At 66.3% G+C, this 17,125-nt stretch carries 18 protein-coding genes; 4 read left to right on the forward strand and 14 right to left on the reverse strand.

Annotated elements, in window-relative coordinates:
• The first annotated feature begins 4 nt into the window (after positions 1 to 4).
• A complete protein-coding gene (locus tag EPD81_RS08440) occupies positions 5 to 337 on the forward strand; it encodes a hypothetical protein (RefSeq protein WP_142805007.1) in 333 nt (110 codons plus the stop codon).
• Between the two features lie 24 nt (positions 338 to 361).
• On the opposite strand, the gene EPD81_RS08445 is transcribed toward EPD81_RS08440, so the two are convergent.
• On the reverse strand, positions 362 to 1,843 hold the full coding sequence (locus EPD81_RS08445; RefSeq protein WP_142805008.1) for an EAL domain-containing protein: 1,482 nt from the start codon (positions 1,841 to 1,843) through the stop codon (positions 362 to 364).
• Positions 1,844 to 2,046: 203 nt separating this feature from the next.
• On the opposite strand from EPD81_RS08445, the gene EPD81_RS08450 reads away from it, so the two are divergent.
• Positions 2,047 to 2,484: a MaoC family dehydratase gene (locus EPD81_RS08450; RefSeq protein WP_142805009.1), complete on the forward strand. Its 438-nt coding sequence runs from the start codon at positions 2,047 to 2,049 to the stop codon at positions 2,482 to 2,484.
• Between the two features lie 56 nt (positions 2,485 to 2,540).
• Here EPD81_RS08450 and folE2 read toward each other — a convergent pair whose 3' ends face one another.
• The 11 genes from folE2 to tsaE all read right to left on the reverse strand — a co-directional run bounded on the left by folE2 (position 2,541) and on the right by tsaE (position 13,947).
• Positions 2,541 to 3,347, reverse strand: coding sequence for a GTP cyclohydrolase FolE2 (gene folE2, locus EPD81_RS08455; protein ID WP_142805010.1), 807 nt, complete (start codon positions 3,345 to 3,347; stop codon positions 2,541 to 2,543).
• A gap of 62 nt (positions 3,348 to 3,409) precedes the next feature.
• A complete protein-coding gene (gene dxs / locus EPD81_RS08460) occupies positions 3,410 to 5,278 on the reverse strand; it encodes a 1-deoxy-D-xylulose-5-phosphate synthase (protein ID WP_142805011.1) in 1,869 nt (622 codons plus the stop codon).
• A gap of 6 nt (positions 5,279 to 5,284) precedes the next feature.
• Positions 5,285 to 6,187 carry a polyprenyl synthetase family protein gene (locus EPD81_RS08465; protein ID WP_142805012.1) on the reverse strand — a complete coding sequence of 301 codons (903 nt, stop codon included), beginning with the start codon at positions 6,185 to 6,187 and terminating at the stop codon, positions 5,285 to 5,287.
• Positions 6,184 to 6,423: an exodeoxyribonuclease VII small subunit gene (gene xseB, locus EPD81_RS08470; RefSeq protein WP_142805013.1), complete on the reverse strand. Its 240-nt coding sequence runs from the start codon at positions 6,421 to 6,423 to the stop codon at positions 6,184 to 6,186. The genes EPD81_RS08465 and xseB overlap by 4 nt, the downstream gene beginning before the upstream one ends.
• Positions 6,420 to 7,361, reverse strand: coding sequence for a 4-hydroxy-3-methylbut-2-enyl diphosphate reductase (gene ispH, locus EPD81_RS08475; protein ID WP_142805014.1), 942 nt, complete (start codon positions 7,359 to 7,361; stop codon positions 6,420 to 6,422). Before ispH ends, xseB begins: the two co-directional genes overlap by 4 nt.
• Positions 7,362 to 7,368: 7 nt before the next feature.
• Positions 7,369 to 7,797 (reverse strand): peptidylprolyl isomerase, encoded by a 429-nt coding sequence (locus EPD81_RS08480; protein ID WP_142805015.1) that lies wholly within the window; start codon positions 7,795 to 7,797, stop codon positions 7,369 to 7,371.
• Positions 7,794 to 8,309, reverse strand: coding sequence for a signal peptidase II (lspA, locus tag EPD81_RS08485; RefSeq protein WP_142805016.1), 516 nt, complete (start codon positions 8,307 to 8,309; stop codon positions 7,794 to 7,796). The genes EPD81_RS08480 and lspA overlap by 4 nt, the downstream gene beginning before the upstream one ends.
• Positions 8,306 to 11,119 (reverse strand): isoleucine--tRNA ligase, encoded by a 2,814-nt coding sequence (gene ileS, locus EPD81_RS08490; RefSeq protein WP_142805017.1) that lies wholly within the window; start codon positions 11,117 to 11,119, stop codon positions 8,306 to 8,308. Before ileS ends, lspA begins: the two co-directional genes overlap by 4 nt.
• Complete coding sequence (locus EPD81_RS08495) at positions 11,116 to 12,069, reverse strand: bifunctional riboflavin kinase/FAD synthetase (RefSeq protein WP_142805018.1); 954 nt, start codon at positions 12,067 to 12,069, stop codon at positions 11,116 to 11,118. The genes ileS and EPD81_RS08495 overlap by 4 nt, the downstream gene beginning before the upstream one ends.
• Positions 12,070 to 12,127: 58 nt before the next feature.
• Entirely contained in the window at positions 12,128 to 13,465 is a 1,338-nt protein-coding gene (locus EPD81_RS08500; RefSeq protein ID WP_178086764.1) for an N-acetylmuramoyl-L-alanine amidase, read from the reverse strand.
• Complete coding sequence (gene tsaE, locus EPD81_RS08505; RefSeq protein ID WP_142805020.1) at positions 13,462 to 13,947, reverse strand: tRNA (adenosine(37)-N6)-threonylcarbamoyltransferase complex ATPase subunit type 1 TsaE; 486 nt, start codon at positions 13,945 to 13,947, stop codon at positions 13,462 to 13,464. The genes EPD81_RS08500 and tsaE overlap by 4 nt, the downstream gene beginning before the upstream one ends.
• 15 nt (positions 13,948 to 13,962) lie before the next feature.
• On the opposite strand from tsaE, the gene queG reads away from it, so the two are divergent.
• A complete protein-coding gene (queG, locus tag EPD81_RS08510) occupies positions 13,963 to 15,066 on the forward strand; it encodes a tRNA epoxyqueuosine(34) reductase QueG (RefSeq protein ID WP_142805021.1) in 1,104 nt (367 codons plus the stop codon).
• Positions 15,063 to 15,881, forward strand: a complete 819-nt coding sequence (gene murI / locus EPD81_RS08515; RefSeq protein ID WP_142805022.1) for a glutamate racemase — start codon at positions 15,063 to 15,065, stop codon at positions 15,879 to 15,881. Before queG ends, murI begins: the two co-directional genes overlap by 4 nt.
• A 17-nt stretch (positions 15,882 to 15,898) precedes the next feature.
• On the opposite strand, the gene EPD81_RS08520 is transcribed toward murI, so the two are convergent.
• Positions 15,899 to 16,774, reverse strand: a complete 876-nt coding sequence (locus EPD81_RS08520; protein WP_142805023.1) for a sulfurtransferase — start codon at positions 16,772 to 16,774, stop codon at positions 15,899 to 15,901.
• The gene (locus EPD81_RS08525) at positions 16,755 to 17,123 is read right to left on the reverse strand and encodes an STAS/SEC14 domain-containing protein (protein ID WP_142805024.1); all 369 of its coding nucleotides are present in this window, start codon (positions 17,121 to 17,123) and stop codon (positions 16,755 to 16,757) included. Before EPD81_RS08525 ends, EPD81_RS08520 begins: the two co-directional genes overlap by 20 nt.
• Between the last annotated feature and the right edge of the window lie 2 nt (positions 17,124 to 17,125).

The following is a 17,125-nucleotide window of genomic DNA, read 5'->3' on the forward strand; positions in this document are numbered from 1 at the left end:
GGCGATGCGGCGTCGAACCTTGGTCTTGGGGCTTTTGTGGGCGCTGAGCGCAGCGATTTACGCGCAAAGTGGCACGGTGCCCCAAGCCATCCCACCCCTCGCCGCGCCCGAAGTGCGTCAGACTTTGCCTACCCCGCCACTGCGCGAGGGGCCCGATCCGGGTTTTGCCGGTATTTGGGCGACTTCCATCGACTTGCAGACGCTCGCCCTGATGCTGCAGCTGCGCGACTGGTGCCTGAACCGCAGCATTCCGGACGAAGTGCTGGAGCGCCAGCTCGGGCGACTCGGCGCGCTCACCGGCCGCGAGGAGGATTGCCGGACGGTGTTGTCGCGCTGATCCTTTCCCTGGCGCCGAGGCCGATCAATCCATCCCCTTGACGTGTAAAGGTTCGCCCGAGGTGACGGCCGGGCCGAACCAGGGGCCTTGTTGCAATCGAACGCCCAGCGCGGTGAGGAAATCGCGTTGTTCCGCCGTGGCCACGCCTTGGGCGCGGACTTCGAGATGCATGGCCTGCGCGAGCGATACCGTTCCCCCGACGAGGGCTTCGAGCCGTTCGTCCCGCCCGAGTCCCGCGACCCACGCAGCAGGCAGCATCACCCCGCTCCAAGGGAGGCGGGCGAGTTGCTCGAGCGGCAAGGCGGCCTCGTCGAGACCGGCGGCGATCCAGCGGATGCCGCGTCGGGAGAGGGCGAGCAACGTCGCGGCCGCCTCGGTGTCGAGTGCGGCACAGGCGGGCAGATCGAGTGCGAATTCGAGCGCCTCGGGGCGGATGCCGGCGGCGAGCGCCGTCTCTACCGCCGGGGGAAATTCGGGGTCACGCAGTGCCTCGGCCGCCAGGGTGAGCGTGAGCCGCCCCGGAATGCGCGCCGCGAGCTTGGGCAGTCTGGCCAGGGCATAGCGGGTGAGCTGCGGTACGGCCTGGGCGCGGCGTGCGAGTTCGGTGAGCCGTTCGGGGGCCAGGCCGGCGGTGGCAGGGTGATTCCACACGAGTCGGGCGTGGGCGCCGGCAAGCCGACGCTGCTGGAGATCGACGAGCGGTTCCAGCTGCAAGGCGAAGGATTCCGCCGGGCTTTCCCTCAGGGCAACGGCGAGTGGGTCGAGCGGCGGGGCCGACCGGGCGGGAGAGATGGTAGCAGGAGCGAATCGCGGCAGCCGCTCGAAGACGAGGACGCGCCATCCCAGCTGTGGCCCCTCGAGCACCCGGGCGCGTACCGGGGCCTCGCCCAGTCCCTTGATGCGGGCGAGCGGTGCCTCGCCTTCTTCCGGCCAGGAGACGGCGGCGAAGTGCGTGAGCGGTTGTAGCAGCCATTCTTGCCGTGCGGCGGGAAAGAACGCTCGGGCGGCATCGTTGAGCGCGGCGATGCGCCCGGCGTCGTCGAGTACCACCACCGGTTGAGGCACGGCGGCGGCAAGCCGGGGCCAGAACGCATCGGTGTGCGCGACGTCGCGATATACCTCTCCGATCAGATCGGGCGAGAAAAGGATCGCGTGCAGGCCGGGGCGGAGGCGGGCGGCGGCGATGAAGCGGAAAAGGCGCGAACGGCCGCCGGGTAGCGCGATACGGATGCTGCCGCGGCTTTGCCCCTGGATGAACCAGCGAGCCCTGGCTTGCAGGAATTCCTTGTCCGAGGGGAAGAGTGTGGCGAGCGGCTGCCGGATCAGGTCACGGTAGTCGCGCTCGAGCAGTCGACAGGCGGCAGTGTTCGCCTCCAGGATGGTCTCGTCGCTGGTGAGGATGAGCCCTTCGTCGATGAGCTCGAGGAGGGCGAGATACAGGCCCGTTTCCGCGCCCTCGGAAAAGTCGGGCCGGAAGGGTTCGGCAGGCGGGGGCTGGATTCCCATGGTGGCGGAGGCTCGGGCGCAATGACTGATGCAGACACGATAACACCGCCCTATCGCCCTTCGGGGCGAGATAAGACGGCAGGAAAGGGCTTTTTTTCCTGCTTGGAACGTCTGGTGGGCGTTGGGGTTCCTGCAGGATTTTTTGCACTGCAGCATACCCATGGTAAACTGTATTTCCCAATTCAGAGCACAGGAGAAGAAGAATGGCAAGGGACTTCAATGCGATCATGGGCTATCGCTTCGAAGATCTGCACGTCGGGATGACGGCGGAGACGAGCCGCACCGTCACCGACGCCGACATCCTCATGTTCGCCGGCGTCTCGGGCGACATGAACCCGGTGCACATGGACGACGAGTTCGCCGCTACGACCATGTTCAAGGGCCGTATCGCCCACGGCTTCCTCACGGTGAGTTTCGTTTCGTCGGTGCTGGGCACGAAGATGCCCGGCCCGGGGGCGGTCTATGTGTCGCAGACGGTGCGCTTCCTCGCCCCGGTGCATTCTGGGGATACGGTGGTGTCGCGGGCGACCGTCATCGGCCTGCTGCCAGAAAAGCGCCGCGTCACGCTCGATACGCGTTGCATCGTGCGCGACAAGGTGGTGCTGGAGGGCGAAGCGGTGGTGTTCATCCCGCCGCGCTGAGGTCGCGCAGCAGGTCTGAAAAGGCGCCGGGGCAGGCCGACCGGCGCCTTTTCGCGTCAACGGGGTTTGGTCTTGTCGCGCTCGATCAGCGCATAGGCCGAATGATTGTGGATGGACTCGAAATTTTCCGATTCGGCGATGTAGTGCACGATGCGCGGATCGGCATCGAGCCGGGCGGCGACGTCGCGCACCATGTCTTCGACGAACTTCGGGTTGTCGTAGGCGTGCTCGGTGACGTACTTCTCGTCGGGGCGTTTCAGGAGGCCATAGAGCTCGCTGGAGGCCTCTTTCTCGGCCAGTTGCACGAGCTCTTCGATCCAGACGTGATCGATCGTGCGCGCGGTGATGGTGACGTGTGAGCGCTGGTTGTGCGCGCCGTACTCCGAGATCTTCTTCGAGCAGGGGCACAGGCTCGTGACCGGGACCACCACTTTCATGGTGAAACGGTACTCGCCGCCGGAGAGGATCTCGCCGATGAAGGTGACGTCGTAGTCCATGAGGCTCGCCACGCCGGTCACGGGAGCGCGCTTCTCGATGAAGTAGGGAAAACTCATCTCGATGTGGCCGGTCTCGGCTTCGAGCCGCTCGACCATTTGCCGCAGCATGGGTTCGAAATTCTCGACCGAGATCTCGCGCTCGTGGGCATTGAGGATCTCGACGAAACGCGACATGTGCGTGCCCTTGAAGTTGTGCGGCAGCCCCACGTACATGTTGAAAGTGGCCACCGTGTGCTGCACGCCGCCGCTACGGTCGCTCACGCGGATGGGATGACGGATGCTCTTGATGCCGACTTTGTCGATGGCCATGTGGCGGTGATCGGCGAAGGATTGCACGTCGGGGATGGCTTGGAGGGGTTCGTTCATCGTCGGGTTCTCTCGTCTCGTTCTTGGGGTTCGGTCGTATCGTAGCCCGCCATGGGTTCTCGTCAAGCATCGCCGTCATCGAAGCGCTCTATCGCCGCCAGGATGCCGTCGACGTCCAGCCGCAGTAGGTGCAGGAGTTGACCGTGCTCGCCGTGCTCGACGAAGCGATCGGGCAAGCCCAGTCGCAGTAGTCGCGGGGGAGTTTCCAGCGTCTGGCTGATGCGGGCGATCTCGCTGCCGGCGCCACCGATGACGGCGTTTTCTTCGAGGGTCACCAGCACTTCATGGGTGGCGGCCACGGCGCGTATCGTGGTGTCGTCGAGCGGTTTGACGAAGCGCAGGTTGACCACCGTGGCGTCGAGCCGCTCGCCGACTTCGCGCGCCGGCGCCACCATCGAGCCGAGGGCGAGCAGTGCGATGCGTCGGCCCTGGCGCAGCAGTTCGGCCTTGCCGATCGGCAAAGGCTCCAACCCCGGGTCGACGGGGACGCCGGGGCCGTGGCCGCGGGGGTAGCGTACCGCCGCCGGGCCGTCGTGCAGGAAGGCGGTGGTGAGCATGCGGCGGCATTCGTTCTCGTCGGCCGGTGCCATCACCACGAGATTGGGGACGCAGGCAAGGAAGCTCAGGTCGAAGGCGCCATGGTGCGTGGGTCCGTCGGCGCCCACCAGCCCGCCGCGGTCGATGGCGAAGACCACGGGCAATTTCTGCAGGGCGATGTCGTGGATGAGTTGATCGTAGGCGCGTTGCAGGAAGGTGGAGTAGATCGCCACCACCGGTTTGAACCCCTCGCAGGCAAGCCCCGCGGCGAAGGTGAGGGCATGCTGTTCGGCGATGCCGACGTCGAAGTAGCGTTCGGGGTATTCCTGGGCGAAGCGCACCAGGCCCGAACCCTCGCGCATCGCGGGGGTGATGCCGATGAGGCGTGGATCGCGCGCGGCCATGTCGCAGATCCAGTCGCCGAAGATCTGGGTATAGGTGGGGCGAGTGCCCTTGGTCGGCTCCAGCCCCCGGGCGTGATCGAAGCGCGATACGCCGTGATAGAGCACCGGGTCGGCCTCGGCGAGTTTGTAACCGCGCCCTTTTTTCGTGACGACATGCACGAAGCGCAAGCCGCCGAGTTTGCGGATGTTGGCGAGCGTCGGCACCAGCACGTCGAGGTCGTGCCCGTCGATGGGGCCGTAATAGTGGAAACCGAATTCCTCGAAGAGCGTACCCGGCGGCGAGATCATGCCTTTGACGTGCTCTTCGACGCGTCGGGCGAGCGCCTTGATCGGCGGGGCGGCGGAGAGCACCGTCTCGCCCACCCGGCGCGCGGTATTGTAAGGCTCGCCGCTCAGCAGCCGCGCGAATATCTGGGTGAGTGCCCCTACGGGGGGTGAGATCGACATCTCGTTGTCGTTGAGGATCACCGTGAGATCGATCCCGTCGAGGTCGCCGGCATGGTTGAGCGCCTCGAAGGCCATTCCGGCCGACATCGCCCCATCGCCGATCACCGCCACGCATTGGCGTTTCTCGCCGCGGGCCCGGGCGGCGACCGCCATGCCCAGCGCCGCGGAGATGGAGGTGGAAGAGTGCCCCGTGCCGAAGGTGTCGTAAGGACTTTCCTCGCGCTTGGGGAAACCAGACAATCCTCCGAGTTGGCGCAGTGTGGCCATGCGGTCGCGCCGGCCGGTGAGGATCTTGTGGCCGTAGGTCTGGTGCCCCACGTCCCAGACGAGGCGATCGTACGGGGTGTCGTAGACGTAGTGCAGCGCGAGCGTGAGCTCGACGGAGCCGAGGTTGGAGGCCAAGTGCCCGCCGGTGCGGGCCACGGTCTCGAGGATGAACTGGCGCAACTCGGCGGCGAGCCGCTTGAGTTCGGGCAGCGACAGGCGGCGCAGATCGGCCGGATCCTCGATGCGGGTGAGCAGGGGAAAACGTTCGGTCGTCATGATGGATCAGCGCCGGCGCTCGGCGACGAAACGGGCGAGCTCGCACAGGCGCTCGGCAGGCGGTCCCAGGGCGGTGAATGCAGTGAGGGTTTCTGCCAGGGTATTTCGTGCAGCCTCGATCGCTCCCTCCAACCCCAGGAGCGTGACATAGGTGGCCTTGGCGTGGCGTTCGTCCTTGCCGGCGGTCTTGCCCAGGGTGGTGCTATCGGCAGTGGCGTCCAGGATGTCGTCGGTGATCTGGAAGAGGAGCCCGAGGGCGTTGGCACCGCGCTCGAGCGTGGCATGGGCTTGCGCATCGGGTTCGTCGCAGTAAGCGCCGGCGAGGACCGCATAGCGGATGAGCGCCCCCGTTTTGCGCCGATGCAGGGCTTGCAGCGATTCCAGGGGGATCTTGCGGCCGGTGGCTTCCAGGTCGAGCGCCTGCCCTCCGGCCATACCGTGCGAACCGCTGGCGCGGGCGAGCTCACGCACCAGGCAGAGCTGACGTTTCGCAGGCAAACTGGGTAAGGACGTGGCCAGGAGCTGGAAGGCGAGTGTCTGCAACGTATCTCCGGTGAGTAGTGCCGTGGCTTCGTCGAAGGCCACATGGACGGTGGGGCGGCCGTGGCGCAGAGTGTCGTCGTCCATCGCGGGCAGGTCGTCGTGGACCAGCGAATAGACGTGGATGAGCTCGACCGCCGCCGCGACGGGCAACAGCGCTTCGGTCGGGGCACCGAATCCCTCGCCGGAGGCGAAGACGAGCAGCGGCCGGATGCGTTTTCCGCCGCCGAGCACGGCGTAGCGCATCGCTTCGTGCAGGCGCCGGGGTTCCGTGTCGGCCGGCGGGAGAATTTGCTCGAGGAAGTGTTCGACGAGGGCCCGGCGGCGCTCGCACCAGAGCTCGAACGGTTCGCGCACGGAGAGCGTCATCGTTCGGCGGGAGGGTCTAGGGACACGAGGGAGCCGTTTTCGATGGCGAGCAGGCGCTGCTCGGCTTCGTCGAGCACCTGACGGCAGCGACGCACCAGCGCCACGCCTTGCTGATAGCGTTGTAGGGCCGTCTCGAGCGGTAGGCGGCCGGTCTCGAGCGCCTGGACGATGCGCTCGAGTTCGGTGAGCGCGGCTTCGAAGTCGAGGTTCTCGGGTGCGGCGGCGGGTTCGTTCATGTCGCCTCCGTGAGGGTTTTGGGAAGGGTGAAACGGACGTTTTCCGCCACGCCCGGGAGTTCGGCGATGTCGCTGACCCCCAGCTGGCGTAGCCGGGCGAGGACGCGCTGTACGAGTTCTTCCGGGGCCGAGGCACCGGCGGTGAGGCCGATGCGCCGTGCTTGGCCGAGCGTCTCGGCCGTGAGCGCCGTTTCGTCCTCGATGAGCCGTGCCGGGATGCCCAGCGCCGCGGCCACTTCCCGCAGGCGATTGGAGTTGGAGCTGTTGGGAGAGCCGATCACCAGCACGAGGTCGCATTGGGTGGCAAGCTGCTTGACGGCATCCTGGCGGTTTTGCGTGGCGTAGCAGATGTCGTCTTTCTTGGGGCCGAGAATGCGAGGATAGCGTGCGGTGAGCCGTGCGATGATGCGCCGGGCGTCATCGACCGAGAGTGTCGTCTGGGTCACGTAGGCACAGCGTTCGGGATCGAGCGAGAGCCGGTCAACCTCTTCTTCGGTCTCCACGAGGTGGATGCGATCGGGCACTTGCCCCATCGTTCCCTCGACCTCGGGATGCCCGCGGTGTCCGATCATCACGATGTCGTAGCCTTGGCGGTGCAGCCGCTGCACTTCGTGGTGCACCTTGGTGACCAGGGGGCAAGTGGCGTCGAGCACGGTGAGGCCACGCGCCCGGGCGCGCTCGTGGATCGTCTGAGCCACGCCGTGGGCGCTGAAGACGACGACGGCCCCGTCGGGGACTTCGTCGAGCTCTTCGACGAAAACGGCCCCGCGCGCGCGCAGGGTTTCGACCACGTGGCGGTTGTGCACGATCTCGTGGCGTACATAGATGGGGGCGCCGAAGCGTTCGAGTGCCCGCTCGACGATCTCGATGGCACGATCGACCCCGGCGCAGAAGCCGCGGGGGTTGGCGAGCATCACGGTGGGAGGAGTAGTAGCCATAGTGGGGTCAGCTGATGCCGATGATGTGCACTTCGAGCCGGACGGTCTTGCCGGCAAGGGGATGGTTGAAGTCCACGACGCCATACTCCTCGGTGAGTTCCCGTACCAGACCCGTATAGCGCGAACCGTCGGGAGCGGCGAACTCCATGAGCGTCATGGCCTCGGTGACTTCCGGTGGAAAATCGGCACGCGCCACTCGCTCGACGAGCTCGGGGCGGTGCGGGCCGAAGGCTTCTTCGGGTGGCAGCGTGAAGACGCGATGCTCACCCACGCTCAGTCCCACCAAACAGCGCTCGAGCGCCGGCAGCACTTCCCCCGTGCCAAGTTGTAAGGTGGCAGGGGTGGCCTCGAAGGTGCTCACCACGGCGGTGCCGTCTTCGAGGAGAAAACGGTAGTGGAGGGTGACGAGGCTGTCGGGGCGGACGGTGTCGGTCATGTCGGGGTCTCATTTGGTGGTTCGTTGGCGTGACGCGCCTGTTTGCCTTGCCGCCATTGGTGCCACAGCAGCAACGCCACGCCGACGGTGATGGCGCTGTCGGCGAGGTTGAAGGCGGGCCAAGCCCAACGGCCGGCGTGAAAGAGCAGGAAATCGTAGACTGCGCCATGCACCAGCCGGTCGATGGCATTGCCGAGCGCCCCGCCGACGATCAGACCATAGGCGAGGCGCTCCATCCGTCCTGCCTCTCTAGCCGCGGCGAGCCAAAGCAGCCATGCGCTCACGGCGAGCGCGAGCACGAGGAAGAACCCGCGCTGCCAGCCTCCGGCTTGCGCGAGAAAGCTGAAGGCCGCTCCCGGATTGTATACCGAGACGAGCTGCAGGAAAGGCGCGAGCACCAGGCGCTCACCCTCGGGGAGCCAACGCGAGAGGGCGAGCTTGCTACCCTGATCGAGCGCCATCACCGCCAGGGCAATGGCGAGCGTCGGCCGCAGGCGGGCGAAGGCGCTCATGCCCAGCGGCGCGTCTCGCCCGCGCCGTGTAGGTTGTCGATGCAACGCGCGCACAGGGTGGGGTGCTCGGGGTCGCTGCCCACGTCGGCTTCATAGTGCCAGCAGCGCTCGCATTTGGCGTGTGGGCTCGGCTCGACCTCGATTCCCTCGTCTGTGGGCGAGTCGACTTCCGCCAGACGCGCTTCCGAGGTGATGAGGGCGAACTTGAGCTCTGCGCCCAAGGCCGCGAGCGCGGCGTAGCGTTCGCCGTGGGCACGGATCGTGACTTCGGCCTGCAGCGAGGGGCCGACGCGGCCTTGCATGCGCACCGCCTCGATCGCCTTGTTGACCGCCTCGCGCGTCTCGAGCACGAGCGTCCAGCGACGTTCGATCGTCTCGGCGTCAGCGACTTCCGGAATCTCGTGCCAGGTATGCAGCATCACGCTGTCGTCGTCGCTGCCGGTGAGGTAGGTCCAGATCTCTTCGGCGGTGAAAGCGAGCACCGGCGCCATCAGGCGCACGAAGGCGTGCAAGATGTGGTGGAGTGCCGTCTGTGCCGACCGCCGCGGCAGCCCATCGGCCGGGGTCGTGTAGAGGCGATCCTTGAGGACGTCGAGGTAGAAGGCGCCCAGCTCCTCGGCGGCGTAGTTCTGCAGCGCCTGCACCACCTTGTGGAATTCGAAACGCTCGTAGTCGGCGCAGACCTGCGCCTGCAGGCGCGCTAGCCGCAGCAGGGCGTAGCGGTCGAGCTCCACCATGTCTTCCACCGGAACCGCATCCCGCGCGTACTCGAAGTCGGCCACGTTGGCGAGCATGAAGCGCAGCGTGTTGCGCAGTCGCCGGTAGACCTCGACGACGCGGTCGAGGATCTCCTTGGAGATGGTGAGCTCGCCGGAATAATCCGTGGCGGCGACCCACAGACGCAGGATTTCGGCGCCGAGCGTGTCGGCTACCTGCTGCGGTGCGACGACGTTGCCGCGCGATTTCGACATCTTCAGCCCTTGGCCGTCGACGACGAATCCGTGCGTGAGCAGCCCCCGGTAGGGCGGATGCCCGTCGATGGCACAGCCGGTGAGCAGCGACGAATGGAACCAGCCGCGGTGCTGGTCGGACCCCTCGAGGTACAGGTCGGCCGGATGCCCTAGCTCGGGATGCGAACCGCGCAGCACGTGCACGTGGGTGGTGCCAGAGTCGAACCACACATCCAGCGTGTCGAGCACTTTTTCGTAGCGATCCGCTTCCTCGCCGAGCAGTTCGCGGGGATCGAGCCGAAACCAGGCGTCGATCCCCTCGCGCTCGACGCGCCGGGCGACTTCCTCGATGAGCTGCGGTGTGCGCGGGTGCGGCTCGCCCGTGGTCTTGTCGACGAAGAAGGCGATCGGCACACCCCAGTTACGTTGGCGCGAGATGCACCAGTCGGGACGATTGGCGATCATGGCGTGCAGCCGCGCTTGGCCCCAGGCCGGATAGAAGCGTGTGGCTTCCACCCCGCGCAAGGCTTTGTCGCGCAGGGTCTCGCCATCGGGCAGGGTGCGACCGGGGATCGTGTCCATGGCGATGAACCACTGGCCGGTGGCGCGGTAGATCGTCGGGCTCTTGTGGCGCCAGCAGTGGGGGTAGCTGTGGCGGATCGGCGCGTGGGCGAAGAGTGATCCGACTTCTTCGAGCTTGGCGACGATCTTCGGGTTCGCGTCCCAGATCGAAAGCCCCCCGAAGAAGGGAAGCTCTGGATCGTAAGTCCCGTCGCCGCGCACGGGCACGAGGATGTCTTCTTGGCGTATACCCGCCTTGAGGCAGGTGAGGAAGTCGTCGACGCCGTAGGCCGGCGCCGAATGCACCAGACCCGTGCCGGTGGAGGTATCGACGTAATCGGCCGCGATCACCAGGCTGTCGCGGGCATAGAAAGGGTGGCGGAAACGCAGCCGGTCGAGCGCCGTGCCGTGCGCTGCGCCCAGCACGCGCCCCTCGAGTCCGTAGCGCGCGAGTGCCTGTTCGCGCAGCGCCGCGGCGAGGATGAGCGCGCCGCGGGGCGTGGCCACCAGTTCATAGACGACCTCGGGGTGCACGTTGATCGCCTGGTTGGCGGGAATGGTCCACGGCGTGGTGGTCCAGATCACGGCGTAGATCGGCCCTTGCGGCGGCTCGCTCAGGCCGAAGGCGTGGGCGAGGCGCGTGCGTTCGGCGGGGTCTTCGAGGGGGAAACCGACGTCGATCGCCGGCGAGGTGCGCTCGGCGTATTCGATTTCGGCTTCTGCCAGGGCCGAGCCGCAGTCGAAACACCAGTTGACGGGTTTGAGCCCCTTGTAGAGGTAGCCGCGCTCGTAGATTTTGCCCAGCGCCCGAATCTCGTTCGCCTCGTTGGCGAAGTTCATCGTGAGGTAAGGATCGTCCCAGTCGCCCAGCACGCCCAGGCGGATGAAATCTTTCATCTGGCGCTGGATCTGCTCGGCGGCGTATTCGCGGCAGCGGCGGCGGGCCTCGTCCGGCGGCAGGTGTTTGCCGTAGAGTTTTTCGATCTGATGTTCGATCGGCAGGCCATGGCAGTCCCAGCCCGGGACGTAGGGGGCATCGAACCCGGCCAGCGTCTTCGAGCGTACGATGATGTCCTTGAGGATCTTGTTGACCGCGTGGCCGATGTGGATGTCGCCGTTGGCGTAGGGCGGGCCGTCGTGCAGCACGAATTTGGGCCGACCGCGGCAGACCTCGCGGATCTTGCGGTAGAGCTTTTTCTGCTGCCATTGGGCGATCCAGCCCGGCTCGCGTTTGGCGAGGTTGGCGCGCATGGGGAAGGGCGTATCGGGAAGGTTGAGCGTGGCACGATAGTCGGTCATGGATGATCCTCGGTCAGGGGGAACGTCGCGCCGTGATGTCGATGCCATTGGCGGGCATGGACGACGTCTTCGGCGATCTGGGCTCGCAGGGCGTCCAGGCCGGCGAACTTGCGTTCCTCGCGCAGTTTGTGGAAGAAGGCGACGCACAGGCGACGGCCGTAGCATTCGCCGTGCCAGTCGAGCAGGTGGACCTCGAGCCGCGGCAAGAGTCCGCCCACCGTCGGGCGCAGGCCGATGTTGGCCACCGCGGGCAGCGGCGAGGCGGCAAGCCCCGTCACGGCGCAGACATAGACGCCCGGCGGAGCGAGCCGGCGCGGCGACAAGGCGATGTTGGCGGTGGGAAAGCCGAGCGTGCGTCCGAGTTTCTCGCCGTGCATCACTCGGCCCTCGATGCTGTACGGGCGCCCGAGCAGACGTGCGGCCTGGGCGAGCTTGCCCTCGGTCACCAGGGTACGGATGAGGCTGCTGGAGACGCGCCACTGATCGATGCGCACTTCAGGGATCGGCTCGACGGTGAAACCATACCGTTCGCCGGCTTCGAGCAGTTCGGCGAGACCTCCGCTGCGTCGGGCGCCGAAACGAAAATCGTCGCCGATGACGAGGTGCTTGACGTTGAGACCGCGCACGAGCAGCGTTTCGATGAATTCCGCGGCTCCGAGCCGGGCAAGGCGCAGGTCGAATCGCAGCACGTGCAGGCGATCGAGCGCCGAGTCGGTGAGCGCGAGGAGCTTCTCGCGCAAGGTGCTCAGCCGCGGCGGGGCGGATTGCGGGGCGAAGAATTCACGCGGGTGAGGCTCGAAGGTGAGGGCGGCGGCCTGGATCCGGGCTTCGTCGGCGCGCTCGCGCACCAGGCGCAACAGAACCTGGTGTCCGCGATGGACACCATCGAAATTGCCGATCGTCAGCACGGTGGGCGGATGAGGTCCGCCGCTGCCTCGGATGACGCGCATGGCCGCTGTGCCGGAAAAAACTTTGATTATATCGGCTGTGCAGCGAAACGCCGTCTTTTCAGCCCCTTCCCTCGCGTGCAGCGATCAGCAGGCGGGGGGTCGGAGCCGTGGTCTCGAGGTAGCGTTGCAGTCCCTTGAGGATCGCCTGCGCCAGTTGCTCTTGGTATTTTGGGTCTTTCAGTCGCCGCTCTTCCTCTGGGTTGCTGATGAAGGCAGTCTCGACCAATATGGCAGGAACGTCCGGATTGCGCAACACGGCGAAGTTGGCGTATTCGATGTCGCGTTTGTGCAACGTATTGACTTGCCCGAGGGCGGTAAGGACGTGGCGCCCGAGCTGGGCGGAATCCTGCATGGTCGCCGTGAGCGAGAGATCGAGCAAGGTCTTGGCGACGTGCTCGTTCTGTTGCCCCAAATTGATGCCTCCGATGAGGTCGGCCTGGTTTTCTTTGTTGGCGAGCCAACGTGCGGTGGTGCTCGAGGCGCCGCGATTGCTCAGCACATAGACGGAGCTGCCGCGCGGTGCCGAGGAGGCCACGGCGTCGGCATGGATGGAAATGAAGAGGTCGGCCTGGGCCCTACGGGCTCGCCGTACGCGCTCGCCAAGGGGAACGAAATAGTCTCCGTCACGGGTCAGGGCACAACGTAGATTGGGTTGGGCATCGATGATGCGTTTGAGCCGGCGCGCGATGGCCAGGGTCACGTCTTTTTCGCGGGTGCCGAAGCGGCCGATCGCTCCCGGATCCTCGCCGCCGTGACCGGGATCGATCACGACCACGTAGGGGGCTCCGCCCGAGGCCCGAGCCGTGGTCGGGGCGCCTTTCGTCTGGGCAGGGGGAGGGGCTGAAGCGGTGAGATCGGGCGTTGCGCTCAGCGCGGAGGATGCCGCCGTGGGCGATGTGGCCGCTCGCTTGCCGTCGAGCTCGGCAAGCAGGGCCTCGATGGGGTCGCGCGGCGTTTTGGGATAGACGTCGATGACCAGCCGGTGGCGATACTGAGCCACCGGATCCAAGGTGAAAATCTGCGGTTCGGCCTGCCGTTTGAGGTCGATGACCACGCGCACCACGTCGGGACGGAACTGACCGATGCGCACGCCATGAATGTTGGGATCGTCGGCCGCGATCTTGTCTGGTAGGCTCTTGAGCACTTCGTCGATGTTCATGCCAGGCAGGTCGATCACGAGCCGGTCGGGGTCGGGAACGAAAAGATACTCGAAATGCAGTGGCTGGTTCGCTTCGAGGGTGATCCTCGTGTAATCTTCGGCCGGCCAGGCGCGCACGGCGACGAAGGTCGTTCCTTGTGCCCTGGCCAGATGGGGCGTGAGGGTGAAGGCGGCCAGGAGGGCGCCGGCCCGTCCGAGGAAACGGCGCCGAGGGACCGTTGCGGGTATGGGCGTCATGGTGCGGCGAGGCGGTTCAGACATTGGCGAGCCCTCGGGGTCGAGGCGGTTAGCCGAACTTCACGGCTGCCGTCTGGTCGTGGTTCGATCGTGATCGTCAGATCGGCTCCGGGGGCGAGTGCTGCAGCTTTTTCCGGCCATTCGACGAGGCAAACACCCGTGCCGTCGAAGTATTCCTCCAGCCCCGCGGCGTAGAATTCTTCCGGTGTCGCGAACCGATAAAAATCAAAGTGATACAAGTTTAATCCAGAAACAGGATAAAGTTCAACCAGTCCGTAGGTGGGGCTCTTGACGGGACCGGTGTGTCCCAGAGCACGCAGAATCGCGCGCACGAAGGTGGTCTTGCCCGCGCCCAGGGGGCCGACGAGGTGAACGACCCAGCCAGGGGCAAGGCAGGGGGCCAGACGTGCGGCGAGCGCTGCCATGGCATTCTCGTCGCTGAGCGATAGGGTGATGGCCGAAGTTTCACGAGGCAGGGACATGGGGCGTTTGTGGAGATGACGAACTTGGTCGATTGGCAGGCGCGCAAACGCGCGATCGCCGAGGCGGCTGCCTCCTTGGGGTTTTCGGCGATGCGGGTGGCCGAGCCTGATTTGTCTCGGTGCGAACCGAGCCTGCTCGCCTGGTTGGAGGCTGGCTTCCACGGTGAGATGGATTATATGCGCCGGCATGGGCTTTTGCGTGCGCGTCCGGCAGAATTGGTGCCGGGCACGGTCCGGGTGATCTCCTTGCGCTTTCCCTATTGGCCTGTGGAGGAGGTGCCGGCACGGACCGTGCTCGCCGACCCGAGGCTTGGTTACGTGTCGCGCTATGCCCTGGGGCGGGATTACCACAAAGTCGTGCGCGCGCGCCTGGCAAAGCTCCTTGCGTTCATGGAAACGCTGGGGCCGCACCGGGGGAGGGTCTTCGTCGATTCGGCGCCGGTGATGGAAGTGGCCCTTGCCGAGCGCGCGGGGCTCGGCTGGCGCGGCAAGCACACGCTCTTGTTGAACCGAGAGGAAGGGTCCTTCTTCTTTCTCGGCGAGATCTTCACCGATTGGCCCTTGCCGGTGGACGAACCGGTTGCGCCGCACTGCGGGCGCTGCACCCGTTGCCTCGATCTCTGCCCGACCCGGGCAATCGTGGCGCCCTATCGTCTGGACGCACGCCGATGTATTTCCTATTTGACCATCGAGCATCCAGGGCCGATTCCCGAAGCCCTGCGCCCGATGATCGGCAATCGCATCTATGGCTGCGACGATTGCCAACTCGTCTGCCCGTGGAACCGCTTCGCGCGGCGCGTCGATCTCCCGGAATTCGCGCCACGCCATGGGTTGGATGCGCCGGCGCTCACTTCGCTCTTCGCCTGGAGCGAGGCCGAGTTCCTGGAGCGCTTCGCCGGCAGCCCCATCCGGCGCATCGGCTGGGAACGGTGGCTGCGCAACCTGGCCGTGGCCCTGGGCAACGCGCCCACGAGTCCGGAGGTGGTGGCGGCGCTCGCGGCGCGGCGAGAGCATCCCTCCCACCTGGTGCGCGAGCACGTCGCCTGGGCGCTCGCGCGGCATGGAGCGTCTCGAGGGGCGGTGCTACACTCGCGCTTTTGCAGGGATGGCACAGGATGACGAAGGCGGAGCGCCCCATCGGGGTGTTCGATTCCGGAGTGGGCGGCTTGACGGTGGTGCGCGCCCTCATGGAGCGGCTACCGTTCGAATCCATCGTCTACTTCGGCGACACGGCGCGCGTGCCCTACGGGATCAAGTCGCCGGACACCATCGCGCGTTACGCGGCCCAGCTCACCCGTTTCCTGCTCGCGCAGGACGTGAAGATGCTGATCGTGGCGTGCAACACCATGGCGGCGGTGGCGCAGGAAGTGGTGCGTGCGCTCGCCGGGCCGAACGTGCCGGTGCTCGACGTGATCGAGGCCGGCGCCCGGGCGGCGGTGGCGGCCACGCGTAACGCCACGGTGGGCGTGATCGGTACCCCGACCACCATCAATAGCAATGCCTATGCGCTGCGCATTCACGCGCTGCGCGGCGACGTGCGGGTGCATTCACGAGCCTGTGCCCTCTTCGTGCCGCTGGTGGAGGAGGGCTGGCTCGACCATCCGGTGACGCGGCTTACCGCCGAGGAGTACCTCAAGCCGGTGCTCGCCGAAGGGGTGGACACCCTCGTGCTCGGCTGTACCCATTATCCCTTGCTCAAGCCGGTGCTCGCCGAGATCGCCGGGCCGCGGGTGCGTATCGTCGATTCGGCCGTGACCACGGCCGAGCAGGCCGCCCAGGTGCTCGATCGAGAAGAGGGACTGCGCGCCGGAGTCGGCGTCGTTCTCCGGCATCGTTTCTACGTGACTGACGTCCCTCTGCGTTTCCAGACGATCGCCGAACGCTTCCTGGGGCGGTCCTTGCCGGAAGTGGTGCGCGTCGACGTGCCGGAGTAGTCTGCTCGGGTCGTTTCTCAGGGTTCGGGCCCGGTGGCGACCGGACGGCGCGGATCGGCGCACCACTCGCTCCATGAGCCGGGATAGAGGCGCGAGCCGTTCAAGCCCACCCATTCCATTGCAAGCAGGTTGTGGCAGGCGGTGACGCCGGAGCCGCATTGATGTACCACTTCCGACGGATCGCGGCCGGCAAGGAGCGCCGCGAATTCGGCGCGCAGGGCCTCGGGTGGGCGGAAGCGGCCGTGCTCGTCGAGGTTGAGGCGGTAGCAACGGTTGACGGCGCCGGGAATGTGGCCCGCGACCGGGTCGAGCGCCTCGTTCTCGCCGCGATAGCGGTCGGGACTGCGGGCATCGAGGATGAGGAACCGGCCCGTTCCGAGTTGGGCGAGGAGTTCGTCGGCGGTGACGGTGGGCATGCACGGCTCGGGTGCGGCCGGGTAGGTACACGGCGCGGCTTGCCGCACGCTGCGGTCGAACGGCAGATTGTCGCTGCGCCAGGCGTTCCAGCCCCCGTCGAGCACGGCGACGCGCCGATGCCCGATCCAGCGCAGCAGCCACCACGCGCGTGCCGCGAACATTCCTCCGTCGTCGTCGTAGACGATGATCCGAGTCTCGGGCGTGAGGCCGCAGTCCCCCGCGAAACGGACGAAATCGCCATACGCAGGAAGGGGATGGCGCCCATTCGTGCCGGTGCGTGGACCGGAGAGATCTTCGTCCAGATGCCAGAAGATCGCCCCGGGGATGTGGGCCTCCGCCCAGGCCCGGCGGCCGAGCGTCGGATCGCTGAGGTCGTGCCGGCAGTCGATCACCCGCCAGGAAGGATCGTCCAGGTGTTCGGCGAGCGTGCGAACAGAGAGGATGGGGCCGACGCCGTCATGGATGGCCTGGTGCATCTCGTCCCTCTTTGAGCCAGGCGAGGGCTTCTTCCTCCGTGTCGAAAACCTTGATCTCGGCCTCGAGAAAGAGGCTTTCGAGCCAGGTCAGCACGGCAAGCCAGTCGTCTTCGGCGACGATGGCGATGCGACGGAAGTCGTTCGGATGTTGCCGGGCGAAGCGGAATTCTTCCCAGGCAGCGTCGATCGTAAACCCCAGCATGTTGCGCAGGTCGAGCAGTACGTCCACCGGACCGCCGAAGCGGTTGCGGTATTCGACCGCATCCTCGAATTCCTTGAAATCTTCGAGCGTGAATTCGCCGAACACGGCGGCGGAGATGAGGTCGTCGCGGACTTCGATGGTGATCACGG

The sequence above is a fragment of the Tepidiphilus sp. J10 genome (assembly GCF_006980785.1).
GTDB classification, from domain to species: domain Bacteria; phylum Pseudomonadota; class Gammaproteobacteria; order Burkholderiales; family Rhodocyclaceae; genus Tepidiphilus; species Tepidiphilus olei.